Source organism: Thermovirga sp. (assembly GCA_012523215.1).
GTDB lineage: Bacteria > Synergistota > Synergistia > Synergistales > Thermovirgaceae > 58-81.
Genome location: JAAYIZ010000041.1, coordinates 1 through 16,277 on the forward strand (window position 1 = coordinate 1; position 16,277 = coordinate 16,277).

General features: G+C 55.9%; 20 protein-coding genes and 1 pseudogene. 7 read left to right on the forward strand and 14 right to left on the reverse strand.

Going from position 1 to position 16,277, the window contains the following annotated elements:
- Both GX108_01265 and GX108_01270 read left to right on the forward strand, forming a co-directional pair.
- The coding region (locus GX108_01265) for a hypothetical protein (protein NLO55676.1) at positions 1 to 594 on the forward strand (594 nt) is incomplete at its 5' end.
- A 95-nt stretch (positions 595 to 689) separates the two neighbouring features.
- Positions 690 to 1,439, forward strand: a complete 750-nt coding sequence (locus GX108_01270; GenBank protein ID NLO55677.1) for a hypothetical protein — start codon at positions 690 to 692, stop codon at positions 1,437 to 1,439.
- Here GX108_01270 and GX108_01275 read toward each other — a convergent pair.
- The 6 genes and pseudogenes from GX108_01275 to GX108_01300 all read right to left on the reverse strand — a co-directional run bounded on the left by GX108_01275 (position 1,336) and on the right by GX108_01300 (position 7,467).
- Positions 1,336 to 2,824 (reverse strand): annotated as a pseudogene (locus GX108_01275) (aspartate aminotransferase family protein). The gene GX108_01270 and the pseudogene GX108_01275 sit on opposite strands and share 104 nt — an antisense overlap.
- Before the next feature lie 153 nt (positions 2,825 to 2,977).
- Positions 2,978 to 4,132 carry an ABC transporter substrate-binding protein gene (locus tag GX108_01280; GenBank protein NLO55678.1) on the reverse strand — a complete coding sequence of 385 codons (1,155 nt, stop codon included), beginning with the start codon at positions 4,130 to 4,132 and terminating at the stop codon, positions 2,978 to 2,980.
- 59 nt (positions 4,133 to 4,191) lie between these two features.
- Complete coding sequence (locus tag GX108_01285) at positions 4,192 to 4,947, reverse strand: ABC transporter ATP-binding protein (GenBank protein NLO55679.1); 756 nt, start codon at positions 4,945 to 4,947, stop codon at positions 4,192 to 4,194.
- Positions 4,940 to 5,716, reverse strand: coding sequence for an ABC transporter ATP-binding protein (locus GX108_01290; protein NLO55680.1), 777 nt, complete (start codon positions 5,714 to 5,716; stop codon positions 4,940 to 4,942). The genes GX108_01285 and GX108_01290 overlap by 8 nt, the downstream gene beginning before the upstream one ends.
- Positions 5,713 to 6,585, reverse strand: a complete 873-nt coding sequence (locus GX108_01295; GenBank protein ID NLO55681.1) for a branched-chain amino acid ABC transporter permease — start codon at positions 6,583 to 6,585, stop codon at positions 5,713 to 5,715. Before GX108_01295 ends, GX108_01290 begins: the two co-directional genes overlap by 4 nt.
- A gap of 12 nt (positions 6,586 to 6,597) precedes the next feature.
- Positions 6,598 to 7,467, reverse strand: coding sequence for a branched-chain amino acid ABC transporter permease (locus GX108_01300; GenBank protein NLO55682.1), 870 nt, complete (start codon positions 7,465 to 7,467; stop codon positions 6,598 to 6,600).
- Positions 7,468 to 7,700: 233 nt separating this feature from the next.
- Between GX108_01300 and GX108_01305 the strand changes: the two genes are divergently transcribed.
- Positions 7,701 to 8,375 (forward strand): class I SAM-dependent methyltransferase, encoded by a 675-nt coding sequence (locus tag GX108_01305; protein ID NLO55683.1) that lies wholly within the window; start codon positions 7,701 to 7,703, stop codon positions 8,373 to 8,375.
- A gap of 31 nt (positions 8,376 to 8,406) precedes the next feature.
- Here GX108_01305 and GX108_01310 read toward each other — a convergent pair whose 3' ends face one another.
- The 5 genes from GX108_01310 to GX108_01330 all read right to left on the reverse strand — a co-directional run bounded on the left by GX108_01310 (position 8,407) and on the right by GX108_01330 (position 11,012).
- On the reverse strand, positions 8,407 to 8,568 hold the full coding sequence (locus tag GX108_01310) for a hypothetical protein (protein ID NLO55684.1): 162 nt from the start codon (positions 8,566 to 8,568) through the stop codon (positions 8,407 to 8,409).
- 340 nt (positions 8,569 to 8,908) lie between these two features.
- The gene (locus GX108_01315) at positions 8,909 to 9,331 is read right to left on the reverse strand and encodes a thioesterase (protein NLO55685.1); all 423 of its coding nucleotides are present in this window, start codon (positions 9,329 to 9,331) and stop codon (positions 8,909 to 8,911) included.
- 26 nt (positions 9,332 to 9,357) lie between these two features.
- Positions 9,358 to 9,816: a universal stress protein gene (locus GX108_01320; GenBank protein ID NLO55686.1), complete on the reverse strand. Its 459-nt coding sequence runs from the start codon at positions 9,814 to 9,816 to the stop codon at positions 9,358 to 9,360.
- 165 nt (positions 9,817 to 9,981) lie between these two features.
- Positions 9,982 to 10,299 (reverse strand): AzlD domain-containing protein, encoded by a 318-nt coding sequence (locus tag GX108_01325; GenBank protein NLO55687.1) that lies wholly within the window; start codon positions 10,297 to 10,299, stop codon positions 9,982 to 9,984.
- A complete protein-coding gene (locus GX108_01330; protein NLO55688.1) occupies positions 10,296 to 11,012 on the reverse strand; it encodes a branched-chain amino acid ABC transporter permease in 717 nt (238 codons plus the stop codon). Before GX108_01330 ends, GX108_01325 begins: the two co-directional genes overlap by 4 nt.
- A gap of 243 nt (positions 11,013 to 11,255) precedes the next feature.
- Between GX108_01330 and GX108_01335 the strand changes: the two genes are divergently transcribed.
- The 4 genes from GX108_01335 to GX108_01350 are packed head-to-tail and all read left to right on the forward strand — an operon-like array spanning position 11,256 to position 13,544.
- Positions 11,256 to 11,450, forward strand: a complete 195-nt coding sequence (locus GX108_01335; GenBank protein NLO55689.1) for a hypothetical protein — start codon at positions 11,256 to 11,258, stop codon at positions 11,448 to 11,450.
- On the forward strand, positions 11,447 to 12,628 hold the full coding sequence (sfsA, locus tag GX108_01340; protein ID NLO55690.1) for a DNA/RNA nuclease SfsA: 1,182 nt from the start codon (positions 11,447 to 11,449) through the stop codon (positions 12,626 to 12,628). Before GX108_01335 ends, sfsA begins: the two co-directional genes overlap by 4 nt.
- A 5-nt stretch (positions 12,629 to 12,633) precedes the next feature.
- Positions 12,634 to 13,305, forward strand: a complete 672-nt coding sequence (locus tag GX108_01345) for a methyltransferase domain-containing protein (GenBank protein ID NLO55691.1) — start codon at positions 12,634 to 12,636, stop codon at positions 13,303 to 13,305.
- Positions 13,284 to 13,544, forward strand: a complete 261-nt coding sequence (locus tag GX108_01350) for a hypothetical protein (GenBank protein NLO55692.1) — start codon at positions 13,284 to 13,286, stop codon at positions 13,542 to 13,544. Before GX108_01345 ends, GX108_01350 begins: the two co-directional genes overlap by 22 nt.
- Here the strand turns inward: GX108_01350 and GX108_01355 are convergent.
- The 3 genes from GX108_01355 to GX108_01365 all read right to left on the reverse strand — a co-directional run bounded on the left by GX108_01355 (position 13,521) and on the right by GX108_01365 (position 16,276).
- Positions 13,521 to 14,294: a hypothetical protein gene (locus GX108_01355; GenBank protein NLO55693.1), complete on the reverse strand. Its 774-nt coding sequence runs from the start codon at positions 14,292 to 14,294 to the stop codon at positions 13,521 to 13,523. The genes GX108_01350 and GX108_01355 overlap by 24 nt on opposite strands.
- Before the next feature lie 78 nt (positions 14,295 to 14,372).
- Positions 14,373 to 15,179 (reverse strand): hypothetical protein, encoded by an 807-nt coding sequence (locus tag GX108_01360; protein NLO55694.1) that lies wholly within the window; start codon positions 15,177 to 15,179, stop codon positions 14,373 to 14,375.
- 122 nt (positions 15,180 to 15,301) lie between these two features.
- Positions 15,302 to 16,276, reverse strand: coding sequence for a carbon-nitrogen hydrolase family protein (locus GX108_01365; GenBank protein ID NLO55695.1), 975 nt, complete (start codon positions 16,274 to 16,276; stop codon positions 15,302 to 15,304).
- Position 16,277 lies beyond the last annotated feature (1 nt).

Consider the following 16,277-nt stretch of genomic DNA (forward strand, 5'->3'; position numbering starts at 1 on the left):
CTCGGGATAGCCATAACGATGAAGGCCAACCTGGGCTACGCCCCATGGGATGTTTTCCACCAGGGGATTTCCAACATGATAGGCATAACCATCGGCAATGCCAGCATCCTCGTTGGGCTCATCATATGTGTGACGGTGGCTCTGGCCGGAGAAAAGCTGGGGTTGGGGACAATACTCAACATGATCCTCATTGGCTTTTTCCTCGACCTGATCCTTGCCCTGGACCGGATTCCCTTGATGAAGAGTTTCCTTCCCGGGGTGATCATGATGATCGTCGGCCTTTTCGTCATCTCCATTGCCACCTACTTTTATTTGGGCTCCGGTTTCGGAGCGGGACCGCGGGACGGCCTCATGGTGGTCCTGGAAAGAAAAACAGGTCTACCTGTCGGCCTTTGCAGAGCTATCCTGGAGTCGATGGTGGTATTCCTGGGTTGGTTAATGGGAGGACCCGTTGGCCTGGGAACAGCCTTCGCGGCTTTTGGCATAGGCTTTTGCATCCAGGTTACTTTCATGCTTTTTAAATTCCACGCTACCGAAGTCAGGCATGAAACGTTGAAGGAAACGCTACGGAATTACAGGTTCGGCCATCGATAAAGCGAAAACCGCTGAGCTCCAAAAATGGAGAAGGACCTTCCCGGGGAGGCCTTTTCGTGAACGCACCTCAAACCCGGGATTGGAGCGAAGACAGCATGGCGATCAGGCTCGTTTTCCATGGCGGATTGTCTGCCCTCTTGAACAATCGGGGCGTCTATCCCGAAACGACACGGGAGCTGTTCCGCTCAGCTCCCGTCAAGGACCTCGTCGAATCCCAGGGGGTACCCCACACCGAGGTAGGCCGTATCGAATCGGAAGGCTCGGAAAGATCCTTTGCGCACTTTCCGGCCTGGGGAGAAACCCTGGACATCCTCCCCCCCAGGCCTCCCGTCGACGTGACCCTTTTCACGGTCCTCTTTCCTGAACCCTTTGAAGAGGTCTCCTTCGTGGCCGACGCGAATGTTGGCCGCCTTGGCGGCCTTCTAAGGCTGGCCGGGTTCGACTGTCTCCTGGATCCCCGTTGGGAAGATGCCGAAATAGCCAGAGTTGCCGGCGATAACAAAAGGATCCTCCTCACCAGGGACAAGGAACTGCTGAAGCGCAACAGAGTCCTCCGGGGCCGACTGATTCGTTCAGGGCGCCCCTGGGACCAACTGGCCGAGGTCATCCATTTCTTTGGACTCAGGGAAAGGATCGACCTGTTCAGCCGATGTCCCAAATGCAATATTACCCTTGAACGGACCGACAAGAGCGCCATTATCGATCAACTGGAGCCCCTGACCCGGATGATGTACGACCGTTTCACCCGATGTCCCGGCTGCGGACAGATCTACTGGTCGGGTTCCCACCACGGCCGTATCCGTGAAAAACTGGCATCGTCGTTGCTTCAGGCTTCAAAAGGCTAACCCGTAAACCGAGGAGGTTAAACGGCCATTCCAACTCCTTCAACACCCCTTGGAGAATATCTGCCGCTCTCACCAGGTGCTCTTCGTTGATCACGAGGGGCGGGAAGAGCCTGGCCACGTTGTTGTGGTGACTACCTAGCTCTATCATCACTCCTCGCTGACGGGCCAGCCTCCGCAACCGCTTCGTAAGATTTGTTGCAGGTTTCCCGGTCTTCTCGTCCTCCACTATCTCGAGGGCGATCATGAGGTCGATTCCCCTGGCCTCGCCCAGAAATGGAGAGTTCCTCTCCATTTCCTTGAACCGAACCATCGACTTTTCCCCCGTTGGACGGCGTACTCCGAAACCTTGTTCTCGATCATCCCTCAAGGCTCACGGCCCCAGCGGCGAAGGCTACCTTGTTGCCCTGGTAGGTGTCGATACTCTTTCCGGGAGGCATCGTGTTCGGTTCTTCCCTGAAGCCTATGGCGGAGATAGGAATCCCGCCCCACCAAGGGTCTTGCTCATAGTGACTATGTCGGGGACTATCCCGTAGTGCACAAAAGCAAACATTTTGCCCGTCTTGCCGAGACCACATTATATCTCGTCGCAGATAAGAAGGATGCCCCGGGCTTCGGTGATCTCCCTGCCCCTCTGGAGGAATAGAGGACCGGGAATTATCGTTTCTCCCTCACCCTGAACGGCTTAGCGGGTGACCGCCGCGGGTTTCGAATAACCGGAGTGGGTGTCATCGAGCACCCTCTTGAGGTTGTTGGCGGCAAACTCGTCTATCCCTTCTTCTTGATACCCGAAAGGATTCCTGAACTTGTAAGGAAAGGGTAGGGATTGAAACCCCGGGACCAGGGAACCGATGCCATCCTTGTGGCTGCTGTCGCTGGTAGCGGCCAGGGAAATCACCATCATGCCATGATAGGCGCCTTTGAAGGCGATGGCCCCGTCCTTGCTCATGTTAAATCCCGGGTAGGTTTTATCGCCTGTTGAACAGCGACGGAGCCAGTGGTTCCTCGAAAAAACCCTGGAAAGTTTCCGTGGAAGAATGCCCCTTAGGGTTCTCACCATTTTCATGTGTGCTTCGCTCGGAATATCGAGCGTAGGGGTGACTTTGTCGATCTGCTCATGGACGGCCTTCAGGACCTCGGGATGGGCATGCCCCGATGCCGTGCCCCCGCCCACGAGAAGCAGTCAATATAGATGTTGCCGTCGGCGTCCTCCAACGTAGCGCCTTTTCCCCGGGCCAGAGCCCTGGGCATCCCCTTCGGACAGGAGACGGCGGGACTCTCGAATTCCTCCTGCCGTCTGAGGATCTTGAGATATTTGGACCCTGGCGGGATCGTTACCATACTGGACGGTCCTTGACCGATAGCGCCTCGAGCCTTTTCCAGTCCATGGTGAATCACCCCAACACGATTTTTCTCCCGGAGTCGGAAATAGGGATTTATCTTTTAAAGAAGCCGATAGTGAAAAAGGCCGGGGGAACCTCACCCCGGCCCTGTAGCCCTGTTACCTGTCGTCCCAAGATTTTTTCAATGGCGGATCGCTGTTATTTCCTCGGATCGATGACATCGGGGTCATCAACGATGCCGTAACGTCGGAAAACCCCGTCCTTTACGATCTGGGCCTGAACGGGCTTGATGACCTCACCGATCTCGGTGAAGCCCTTAATGATACCCGTTACCCCGTCGAAGTCCTTCAAAGCGGCGATGGCATCCTTAACCTTGTGGGGATCGGTGGTCCCGGCCCTCCTGATGCCGTCGACGATGATCAGGAACGCGTCGAAGTTGGAGGCTCCCGTCATGTCAGGCTCCATGCCGTAACGTTCGCGGTATTCCTTGATATAGGCCTGTGCCACGGGCCTTTCGTCATCACGGTCGAGGTTGGTCACGATTATGGTCCCGTTGGCCGCCTCCGCGCCAGCCAGTTCGATAAACTTGGGTGAATCGTAACCTTCCTCCCCGAGGATCTGGGTTCTGAGTTTGATCTCGTGGGCCTGTTTGACAATACCCGCCGCTTCGGCGTAATACCCGCTGGCTAGGATCACATCGGGGTCCGCCTCCTTTATGGCTGTCAGGTAGGGCATGAGGTCCTTCTCACCGAGAGGATAAACCTGGCTGTAGACCACCTTCGCGCCCTTGGAGATGACGTAGGATTTGAACCCCTCGGCCATCTGCCTGCCGAAGTCGTTATCCATGGTGAGCATGCCCACGGTCTTCGCCTTCAGCATGTCGACGGCGACCACGCCGGCGCCTCGTCCCTCAACGGTTCCCAGGAAACCGTTCCTGAAGCAGAAATCGCCGGCCGCAGTAATATCGGGGTGGACGGCGTAGCCTGCCACCAGGGGAATCTCAAACTCCTGGAATAGAGGCGCTACTGCACGGGTGGGCATGCTGTAGGAGCCACCGACCACCGCCACGACCTTGTCCATCTGGACGAGTTTCCTGGCAAGCCCGATCGCTTCCTTGGCCTCACCGGCATCATCCTCGTAGAACAACTCGATCTGCTTCCCGAGGACCCCGCCTTTCGCGTTGACTTGGTCGACCGCCAGTTGTACGGACTGCAGAACGCTCAGGCCGTCGGCGGCGGCATATCCCGTAAGAGGCGCAAGCAAACCTATCCTGATCGTATCAGCGGCCAAGGCCGCACCAACCGCCCCGACGATCAGGACCAGCGCAAGAACAAGCACCGCCAATCTTTTCATGAAAAACCCTCCTTTTCGTTCCTATATCAACAGGCTCAAGCGAAACCCACCATCCCGTCTCAAACTTCGCTTACAGCGGCATCACCTCCCAGGTATGCTTCCCGGACCTTTGGATTTTCGCGTAGATCCGAAGCTTCACCCTCCAAGGCTATCCGTCCGGTTTCGAGGATATAACCCCTATGGGCTATCCCGAGGGCCTTAACCGCGTTCTGCTCCACCAGCAGGATGGTTAGCCCTTTTTCATCGTTAAGTCGTTTCAGGACCGAGAAGACCAGGTCTACCAGTTTCGGCATCAAGCCCATGGATATTTCATCCACTAGGAGGATCTTTGGGCTTGACGCCAATGCCCTAGCTATGGCCAGTTGCTGCTGCTCTCCTCCTGAAAGAGTCTGCCCCGCTTGCCGTCTTCTATCCTTCAGCACCGGGAAGAGCTCGTAAACCTCGTCGAAGGCCTGTCCTATATCGACGCTGCTCGAAAGGCCGTAGACCCCCATCCTGAGATTCTGCTCCACGGTCAGTCTGGGAAAAACCCTGGCTCTTTCAGGCACAATCCGAATCCCCATTCCTGCCCTTTTATGGGCGGGAAGGAGAAGGATATCATGCCCTTCGCTTTTTGGGGCTTCAGGAGGGCCAGAGTAAACTACTCTTCCGGACTGCGCCTTGACAAGGCCCATCAGGGTGTTCAAAAGGGTTGTCTTACCTGCGCCGTTGGCACCGATGATGGAGACCACTTCTCCGGCATCCACGGAGAAGGAGACATCTTGCAGGGCCAGTATGTCTCCATAGGCAACGGTAAGGTTTTCAACCTTAAGCATTATTTGATTCTCCTCTTCCAAGGTAGGCCTCGATCACCTTTTCATCGGACCTTATTTCGCCGGGAGGACCTTCCGCCAGTTTGCCCCCGTGGTCAAGCACGACGAGTCTTTCGCACAGCGACATGGCCACCCTCATGTTGTGCTCGATGAGGAGGATCGTGAAACCTCTTTTTTGGATGTCCCTGACCAATTTCATCATCTGCTTGATTTCTTCTTGGCTCAGGCCCGAAAAGGATTCGTCAAGGAGCAGAAGTTGGGGCCCCAGAGCGAGAGCCCTTGCCAATTCAAGGCGCCTAAGGTTCCCTAGGGAGAGGTTGGCGGCGAGACCATCTGCAAATCCTTCGAGTCCCACTTCTTTGAGGAAAGCCATAGCTTGCTCGCGGTTCTTGCCGGTGTTAAAAAGAAGGCTGGTTTTAACGAAGGAGCTGTACCTCGGCAACCCAAGTCCGACCATGACGTTGTTCAGTACCGTCATCCCGCCGAAGGGACGGACGATCTGGAAGGTGCGTCCCACTCCCTTGGCGGCGATAGAATGCGCCGGTAAACCATCGATGCGTTCTCCCTCAAGGAATATCTGCCCCGACGTGGGACGGTATACCCCGGAGATTACGTTGAAGCATGTCGTCTTCCCAGCGCCGTTGGGTCCTATCAGGCCAAGGATCTCGCCCCTGCGCACATGGAAGGACACCTTGTCGACGGCTTTAAGCCCACCGAAATGGCGGCTCATCTTTTCGACGCGGAGGATAAAGTCCTCGCCCGGCACGATCATCGCCTCCCCCGCGAGACGAGCCTGCCTAAAATACTGCCCTCTCCGAGGATGCCCTGGGGCTGGAAGCGTATGACAAGCAAAAGGGCAATGCCGTAAAGGAGCATACGGTACTGGACCAGGGGCCTGAACAATTCGGGGAGGGAGCCCAACACAATGGCCCCCAGTATGGGGCCCCAGATGCTCCCCATGCCTCCGAGTACCGCCATGGATAGCAGCATGATGGAAACGGGGAACCCGAAGTCGTCGGGGCTAATGAAATTGACGAAATGGGCATAGAGCACCCCCCCGAGGCCGGCCATTGCGCTCCCTATGGTAAAGGCAAGGATCTTGAAGCGCACGTGGGAGATCCCCATCGCTCCCGCGGCAGTCTCCTCCTCTCTCATGGCTTCCGTGGCGAGCCCGGTCCAGGTCCGGACGAAAAGAAAAGTGAACCAGGTCACCAGGGCCAACAAAACCAGGATGAGGGCCAGGTAGTACTGACCCCTGAGCCTGGTGGCGAACAATACGGGTGTCGGTATGCCTCCAATGCCCAACGCCCCGCCAAAAAAGGGAACATAGAGGAAGATGCTCCTAACGATGAAGTTGATACCTATGGTGGTTATGGCAAGGAAGTCATCCCTTACTCGGAGACTGGGTATGCCCAGCAGGGCGCCGATCAACCCCGTGATCAGGGTCGCCAGGGGAAGACTCCACCAGAAGGAGAAGCCCGCCTTCGTGCAAAGCAGAGCGGAGGAATAGGCCCCGATGCCGAAAAAGGCCGCATGGCCCAGGGATATCTGTCCTGCGAACCCGACGATGATGTTCAGGCCCGAGGCCACTAGGGCGTAGATGCCGATCATGATCGCGACGGTTGAGAAGTATCCGCCCATAGTTCCAGCCTCCTACCTTGTTTTCCTGCCCAGGAGGCCCTGGGGCCGGATCATGAAGACGATTATCATGGCGATAAAAGCCAGCGCGTCCCTGGGAAGAGGGATAGCAGCATAACCTATCAGCAGGGCCTCGGCCAGGCCAAGCAAAAGGGCAGCGAGGACGGCCCCCGGGATGCTTCCCAGGCCGCCAACCACGATGATGGCGAGGGTCTTGTAGGCCGGCACGGCGCCCATGGTCGGGTAGACCTGGTTGTAGTAAATGCCCACCAGGACTCCCGCCACCGCTGCCACAGCGGAGCCCAGGGCAAAGGTAAAGGAGATGATCCTCTTCGTATCGACGCCCATGGCGCTTGCCATCGCCATATCCTGGGAAGTCGCCTGCATGGCCAGGCCCACCTCGGTCTTGTCGGATATAAACCAAAGTACCAGGAGTATGACGAAGGAGGTCAGCAGCACGAGGATCTGCATCCCTCCTATGCTTATGCTTCCCAGGGTCAGCGAACTGAAGGTGAGCCTTCTCGGAAACCCTAATATATAAGGCCCGGCGACAATCCTGCAGAGTTCCTCGACGGAAAGGAAAATAGCGATGCTGGCGATGAGGGGCACGTAGGGCGGGAATTTGAGAAGAGGGTAGTAAACCAACTTTTCTATGGCCACTCCCACTAAGGCGCATGCCGCCATGGCCACGGCGATGGCCATGAAGAAACTGTCCGTAGCCTGGAAGGTGTAAAGGCCTACATAGGCCCCTATGGCGTAAACACCCGCGTGGGCGACATGGAGGATCCTGAGGATGCCGTAAACCATTGCGAGTCCCAGAGCCATGAGGGCGTATATCGAGCCTACGGCGAGTCCGTTGATGAGGTGTTCGGTAAATAGCTGCATATTCAACCCCTCTGACGAGATCGTCACCCCGTAGAACAGACCCGAAGCCCCTCAGGAAAACCAAGGGGAAAAGACTACCCTCCTAAAAAAGTGCCTCTCGAAGTTCCATGCATGCATGAGGGCTTCAAGGGGTGACCTTTTTGATCGAACATCTTACTATTTTAAGATATCATTGCCCTGCAAACAGTCAAGTATCATTTTAAGCTTCAAAATATTCCATGGAGGAAAACGCTGTGGAAAACTACTATTCGGGCAAGTTGAACGCGGCCAGGTTGATGGAAGTCTATCGAACGGACCTTCAGAGGGTCAGCCAGTACTTGCGGGAGGAAATATCCTACGTCGCAGGAAAACTCTCGGGCCGGGAAAGGGTGCTGGAACTGGGGGCAGGCTACGGGAGGATAATGAAGGAGATCGCGCCCTTCGCGGATTTCGTGCTCGGGCTGGACATCTCCGAAGACTCGGTTCTCTTCGGGAGAGAATACCTTAAGGACGTACCCAATTGCAGGCTCAAGACGGCTGATGCACATTCGATCGAGTATAAGTCCGAATTCGAGGTGGTCCTTTGCCTTCAGAATGGACTCTCCGCGATGAAAGGTGACCCCCTGAACCTAGTATCCAGGGGCGTAAGGGCTTTGGTCAAGGGCGGTAAGGCCTTCTTCAGCACCTACAGTGAAAAATTCTGGGAACCCCGGGTGGATTGGTTTCAAGAGCAGGCCGACAAAGGGTTGCTCGGTGAGATAGATCGGGAAAGGACTAAAAATGGCAAAATTGTCTGCCGGGACGGCTTTACGGCAACCACCTTCTCAAGGGATGAACTGGAAAAGCTGGGCCGGACGACCGGCCTTCCCTATATCATTGAGGAGGTCGATAAGTCCAGCCTTTTCTTGGTAATAGCTCAAACAGGATAGACTAAACGACCATCCGGATAGGGGGAAATTCTTACTTCACTTTGAATATCCATTCTCCAGCGGCTTCTACGTCACCGAACTGAATCCCCGTGAGGGTTTCGCAGAGCTTCCTGGTCACCGGGCCGACATCGGCCTCGCCGCGGAAGACATGAAGCCTGCCCCGGTACTCGATCACACCGATAGGTGTTATCACCGCGGCGGTCCTGCTTCGTTTTCGCGTCCTAATCCACCTCGAAAAGCCGGATCGTCCCCGCTTTCGTCCTGCATCCTGCAGGCTTAAGGCCTTCGAAACAGCTCCGCCCGTAACGGAACACATCGGAGGCCGCGCTGACACAGATTTGGTTGTCCTCCACCAGTTGCCCCTCATCCCAAAGGCCGTTTTTCCACCTTGAGATGTACCTGAGGTCCGTCTTATGTACTGGAATTCCGAGTTTCCCCGTCGATGCCTACCGTCATTCTCGTTACCAGCCTCCGGGTATTCAAAGGAAACGGGTCGTTCTCCCCTGAAGCACTCGTGTAATACCCCTCAGGCCCTAAAAGCCCTGGTCCTGTAGGTAGGCTCTTTCCCTGGCTCCGTCCATGAGCAGTGCCCAGTTGACCACAGCCCTGGTGTGCTTTCCCGTGGCGACGGTACCCATATGATCCCAGGCCACGAGTTCGTAGTAGATCTTGTTGCCGCTGATACTGTACAGGGTTGCTTTGAAGTTGACTGTCGTACCTATGTAGGAAGGGGCCTCGTGGGAAATCTCGATGCTCTGCCCCACGGTGATGTATCCTTCAGGCAGGTATTTGTCGGTGGTCTCGATGGCCGCCCTTATGAAGGCCTTCACACAGGCCGAAGTTGCCAGTAACTGGTCGAGTTTGGGAGAGAAATTGCCGACAGATTCCTCGCTGGTTACCGTCACTTTAAATTCATGGGAAAAGCCCGGAGTGAGGTAATCGTTTAAATTGATCATGTCATACCCTCCTCCCGGATCCGCAGTCAATCTCCAGGTTTTTTCTTTTCCCGGTGAACGTAAACGCTGCAGGGAGAATGAGCGACCACCTTTGCCGCAACGCTCCCCAGGAAAAACCTCTCCAGGTTGCTCAGCCCCCGGTGCCCAATCATTATCATGGAGGCGTCCATCTTTTCCGCGAAAGTAACAATCTCATTGTAGGGATTCCCAAAGAGAATGTTGATGGACATCCTTTCCGGTTTGGACGCGTCGGACGCCTGGATCCTGTCAAGGACCAATTTCTCGAACTCCCCCTTGACTTCTTCCTCGGGCGGAGGCACTGACACGACCCGCCCACCGACGGATATCTCGCGAGAATCTTCCCAGTTGATAACGTGGAGGAACAGCAGTTCGGCATCCTTCTCTCTTTCGGCATAGTGCAGGGCGTAATCGAGGACCTCCTTGCTGACCTCGCTACCGTCGATCGCCACCACTACCCTTTTCATTTGGATCACCTCTCCCTTCTCTCGCCAAACCCGCGATGCTCCCTTGATCGAAATCGGGGTAATATCGAACCTCGCTTCTATTTTACCGCTTTATCCGGGATTATTGGAAGTAGATTCATGGTGAGATACCAACGGGGGTTCACGCGTGAAGGCCCGGGCCTGAACCTAGATCGAAAGACAGGATAAACCCCAGAGCAGGACCATACCAGTCACTATGGTAATCAAAATATTCCTCGTCACCAGCGCGACGATGAAGGCCACGAGGCCCGCCGTCAACCTCTTGGGGGACACTTCGAGTCCTGCCGGGTTCCCGGCATAGAAAACCGATGGTGCGATCAAGGCGGCGAGGACGGCCGGGGTGATGTACCGGAAGTACCTCTCAAGAAAAGGAGGTAGTTTCCGGTCGGGCACGAAGCATAGGAAAAGCCCCTTGATAATCAGAAGCGCGACGGCAAGCGAGCCGAAAAGGAGGTAGAATATCATGCCCATTCCTGCCCGTTTTTGGTCTTCCTTGAAAAGGCGCCGACTGCCATCCCGGAACCAATGCCGATGAAGATCGCCACCAAAAGACCCGACTGAAGGGGAAGGCGGGGTACGAACACCACCGAGGCCACTATGCCAGCCAGAACCGAAACCTGCCTGTCCCTTCCTCCCAGGTGGGGTATAAGTAAATACATGAAGGCCAGGGGTATGACGAAATCAAGCGATAGCCCCGCCGGGATGATGGCGCCCAGGATAAAACCGAGGAAGATGCCAGCCACCCATACCACAAAAACCGCCAGCGAGGAACCTAATAAGAACACAGGGATCGATCGGTTGCCGGGGTTGGTCTCCAGTTCAGTCATGGTGACCACGAAAGACTGGTCCGACAGGAAGAAGGCCGCTAGGAGGCGTTCGATGAATGATCTTTCTTCCAGGACACGGCGGAGTGAAAGGCTGTACATAGAATACCTGAGGTTCACCACCATGGCAGTAAGTAGGACGATCACAGCTGAGGCTCCAGCCCCATAGAGCTGGACGGCCGCCAACTGGGCAGTCCCCGCAATCATCGAGAGGGAAAAGAACGTTCCCTGGGCAGCATCCAGCCCCGCTTCCCTTGCAGCTACTCCCACCACCACGGCGAAGGGCACTAAACCAAGAAACAAGGGCACCGCGTTTTTCGCTCCCCGCAGGAATTCTCGTTTCGCACCGGCCATGAACATCTCTCTCCGATCTCTTTCCTGTGAAAAACACAAACGCCTGGAAAAAGCTCCAAGCCTTCGCTGGCTCCTGACATTATAACCAACACCAAGACAGATGCGCGCCACCCTTAGCTTGCTCTCGCAACCCGATTGAACCGCAGGGTCCCCGCCTTTGCTTCGAGCGAGCTAAACCGGCATTTCGCCCTGAAACAACGAACAGTTACAGTTTTTAGTAGTTTTTCATGCTATTCTTTTATTATGAACGAAAGACCTTTTCTACTCGATGCCACCAGCGAACTTAGAAAAAGATCGGCGGAACTGGCATACCTGCCGAACACCCCGAAGGTCAGGCGCGACTGGCTTTTCATCGCCGTGGAGACCTCCCAAACGGACGATTGGCTTCTCAGCGAATATGCCCATAAAAAAGGCCTGGGATTACAGGTGCCCTGGTGAGAGGGACGACCGCCGGCGGCTCGCTGAATCTCCTCTACAGGGCGTCTGCGCGCCCAATCATCGAGGCGCGTTTTATTGCCCGGTCCAACCGATTCAAGGTTATGGCTCAAACCAATCGTGAAGCGGTTGAAGCCTACCTTCCCAACCCGGGACGACTTTGGGAACTACTCCTCCCGGGAGCGAAACTGTTCCTCGAGAAGTCCGCGCAAACCGAAGGTCGACGAACCTCTTATACCATCATAGCCGTCGAAACCTCCCATGGCCCGGTGATGCTCCACACCCACCGAACCAACGACGCGGCCCAATGGCTCCTGGAACGGGGCTTGATCCCCGGTTGGGGCGAAACGAGGATCGTCCGCCGCGAAGTGACCTTCGGCGGGAGCCGTTTTGATTTCCTTCTTGAGGGACCCGAAGGGCTCTTCCCGGTAGAGGTAAAATCCTGCACCCTTTTCGGTGAGAAAATGGCCATGTTCCCCGATACGCCCTCGGAGAGGGCTACCCGCCATATTACCCACCTGGCTGAAATGGGAAGTCATGGTCCAAGGACGGGACTGCTGATCCTGGCTCACTCGCTTCGTCCTCGGTACTTCCTTCCCAACCTGCACACCGACCTGGATTTTGCCAAAGCTTTTCTTGAGGCCAGGAATGCCGTGGATATAAAACCCGTCCGTGTGGGCTGGAATAAGGATCTCTCCCTCGACGCCGGGGTATCACTATTGGAAATACCCTGGCCCATCCTTGAACGAAACGCCACCGACAGGGGAGGCTACATCCTGATACTGGAACTGGAGCAACCCACGCGGCTGACGATCGGCAAACTCGGAGAACTCGACTTCGAGGCGGGGTATTACTGCTATGTGGGTTCCGCGATGAAAAACCTAAAGGCCCGGATGGATCGTCACCGCAGAAGGCGCAAAAACCTCCACTGGCATGTGGACTATCTGCGTGAAGCCTCACGGTTCATCTCCTGCTTGCCGGTAAGATCCGCCGAGTCCGTTGAATGCGACTTGGCCCGCGCCGTGGATGGGATGGCCGACGGACGGATTCCGGGTTTTGGTTGTTCCGACTGCTTCTGTCCGACGCACCTCTTCCATTTCGGGGCTAATCCTCTCAAAAACCCTCTCTTCGCAAGATGGCTCACTGAGTATCGATTGGATAGATTGATAACCGGGGAGTAGATCCTATGAGTGTTTTCGATGACCACGCAAGATCTTACGACCAGTGGTATACAACCCCCCTCGGGAGACACGTCGACGAGGTCGAAACCCGGTGCGCTTTCGACCTCCTTAAACCACGAAAAGGCATGAAGGTCCTCGACGCCGGTTGCGGCACGGGCAACTTCAGTTTGAAGATGGCCAAGCTGGGTTGCGATGTGACCGGCGTCGACCTTTCCGAAAGAATGCTGATCCTGGCCGCAGAGAAGGCTAGGTCCGAGGGGATCAGGGCGGATTTCCTCGCCATGGACGTAAATGCCCTGGAGTTCACCGACGGAACTTTTGACGCCGTAATCTCCATGGCGGTACTGGAGTTCGTGGATAATCCCTTCGATGCCGCCGAGGAAATGTATCGAGTTCTCAAAAGGGGTGGGAAGTTGGTCATCGGGACCATAAACCGCCTCAGCGCGTGGGGGGAACTCTACACGGAGATCGGCCGGAAAGTCGGGAGCGTCTATCACCACGCGAAGTTCCTGGGCATGGAAGAAATGAGACAGTTCAAGCCCGGGAACTTGGTTTCATTATCGGAATGCCTGTTCACCAGGCCCGATACCAACGAGGAGGATATCCGGCCCGGAGAAGAACTTTTCCCGGCCGTGCCGGGAAAGGGGGGATTCCTTTGCGCAATGTGGAAGAAATGATCACCCGCCAGATTTCCTTTCTGGCCATGGCGGGCCTAAACTATAAAGGCGATGTCACGAGGGTCCTGTCGATGATCGAAAGAAGCGGGCTTGACTTCCAAAGGGGTGACATTTCGACCACCGTCAAGGGGAGCGGGGACCGCCTATGGGCCCTGGCGCGGGAGATCTTCGAAGATATGGATCCAGTCTGCTCTTTCATGTTAGACCTGAAGATCTCAAATACCTGCGGTTGCTCTTGATTCCGACTCCGTCCCGAGGGGCCACTCCGTTCTCAGTAAAGCGCAGACTTCCTTTGACTTTCCTGATTGAAGCCTGTGAAGGTAGACGGTGGGGGAATTATCCACTTTCTTCACCTGGGAGACGATTTCTTCACCGTAACGGGCGGGTGTCCGGAAAAGGGCTTCGACCTCGACCGGTCCGGATGGATCCAGCTCTTCTATCGGTATCGCCTCCAGAGCCCATTCAAAGTAGTGGGCGTTGTTGACATGGTGGTTGATATCCAGGTCATGAAGGCGAACATCGAAACGAACTTCCCCGTCCCCGTTTCCCATTTCGGGGATTTCTCTGAAGCCCGTGGGAAAATGTTTCGACCTGTTTTCCCCGTAGGTCTCTGGCATTGCCGAGCTCAACCTCACTGGGCGACCCCTCTTGAGATCCAGCACAACCCATGAAGATTCAGCAAAAATGGTCCCTTCCCCACGGACGTCCTCCATAGAGAAATTTCTTAACGAGTAGAGATCCCGTTCTGGACGATACCAGGTGCGAATTCTGAGATCTTCTCCTGGACCCGGCATCCTGGAGAAGGTCATCCGCATCCGGTGAAGAACCCAGGTATGCCCTCCGCGAAGCAGATCCCTGACCCCAAGCCCGAGGTGGTCGGCATGTTCGCCGGCAATATCCTGAAAGCGGTTCACGACGCTCACCACTCTCATCCTCCCGTGAGCGCCCACCTCGGAGTGCCCAACTTTAAAAACCAAACTGTATTCCAAAGCCCATCGCCCCTTTCCATCAGGGCTGATAATTACATGTAAATTCGAGAAGGGTGCTTTCCGAGACCGGGGAAACTCTCAGGAAAAGGGCACCTCCGATGCCTTGTAAACCCCCATGCCGGCGTCGCGGACCTTCTCAAGCACCGACCGGCCCAACTCCTCGAAACCGGGAACACTGCTCGACGTATCCTCAAGGAGGATCACCCTGCCCAGGACATCGGAGGCAAGGTTCTCAATGAGATCAGTGATGGTGTTAGCTATGCAGTGACTCAAAGCCTGTCCCGTTATGATCACCGCCTCCGCACAGGTAAGCTCTTCCAGCAGGCGCTGGTTCAGCGCCGTGCCAGGATCATCGGGATCCTCCACTTCGGCCTTCAACACCGAATAGTGCTCTGTCCAGAGGTTCATGCCCTTGAGGATAAAATTGGCCCTCCTACCCTCCCTCCGTTCCCACCGGTTGATACGGTTCATAACGCTCTCTACAATGCAGTGGCCCGACGAACCCAGGATACAATGCTCCGGCCAAATCGTATGGGTGTACCTGCCCGAGGTTTCCAGCTTATCCAGGTATTCAGCCGCTCTCTTCCGGGAAGCAGGATTCTTGGGTAGCCATTTCCCCGAAGCCAAGTCAATAGGGCTGATCTGGGTATAGGGTTCCGGCATGTTGCCCTCGGGGTCCCTCCAAAAGCACGGATGGGATATATCGTGTACGAAATGAGTGTCCATCGTCACGTGGAGGTTTCCGATGCTCCCCGAGCCGTCCAGCCTGTCTAGCAACGCACAAAGCCTTTCCGCATCCTCCCAAGCTCCGGGGACGAAGAGGGCACCACCCGGTTTGCAGAAATCGTTCTGGGCATCGATGATCAGTACTTCGTAAAGGGTCAACAGAACCACTCCTTTCAGGAACACTTTTCTTCGGCCATCCCATCAGGAAGACAAAGTCCATAAAAATTTTGCCACCTACCAATGGCTACGCGGATTCTCTAGTGATAAAGTCGCTTTTGTCTTTACGATTCGAACCTAACACTGCGCATGGGAGCCATGTTCACCGTGAGGGTGAAGACATCGGGCCGGGAATAGTGGCCGTCGGAATCCATCAGCAGGTGCCCCTCGGTCACGAAGTCGAGGTTGAGTGTGGCGTGGACGGTGCCTCGGGTGTCGAAGAGGGGTTCCACGAGACAGGTGGAGTCCGGCGCAATCACGGTGCTGCCCCCTCTTTGAAGCAACTCCCCAGGGTTCCCCATGGAAGAGAGCATCTCGCGGCAATCCGGCGTCGCGTCAGAAAGAGAGTCGTAACCCTCGAGCACATCGCCGACCGTCAGAACGGTCCCCGCAGCGAGCACAAAGCACTGCCCCTCGAAGGCATAATGCCGGCTGGCCACCAAATGAAGGTCCCTCACCCAGGGCCATTGGGCCACGTGGATGACTTCCTTCCTGGCGTGCATAGCCGCCCGGGCCAGGGGGAGCCAATGTTCCCAGCAGATGAGGCCTCCCAGGACACCGAAGTCGGCGTCGACCGAGACGAGGGTGCTCCCGTCGCCCATCCCCCAGAGCAGTCTTTCCGTATAGGTTGGTGTCAGTTTCCTATGGATCTTGTGATTGCCGTCAGGGGAGATAAAAAGCATCGAGTTGTAGAGGGTGCTTCCGACGAGTTCATGGGTTCCCATAACCATGTGGACCTTCGACTCGGCGACGGTGGCGGCAAGGGACTCGAACTGCTCCCCGGGGATTTCCAGGGAGTTCTCCACCAACCTGCGGTAGAGCCTCCTGGCAGCCTCGTGTCCCCAGAGGGTCGCCTTGGGGGCCGAATCTAACCATACAGGGTAACCTGGAAGCCAGGTCTCCGGAAAAGCCACGACCCTGGCACCGTCGCTGGCGGCTTTTCGGGTCAGGGCGCAGGCTTTATCCACGCTGGCTTCGAGGTTCAGGAACACAGGCGTCTCCTGGATGATAGCGACGTTCACTTCTTTTTTTCTTTCCAAC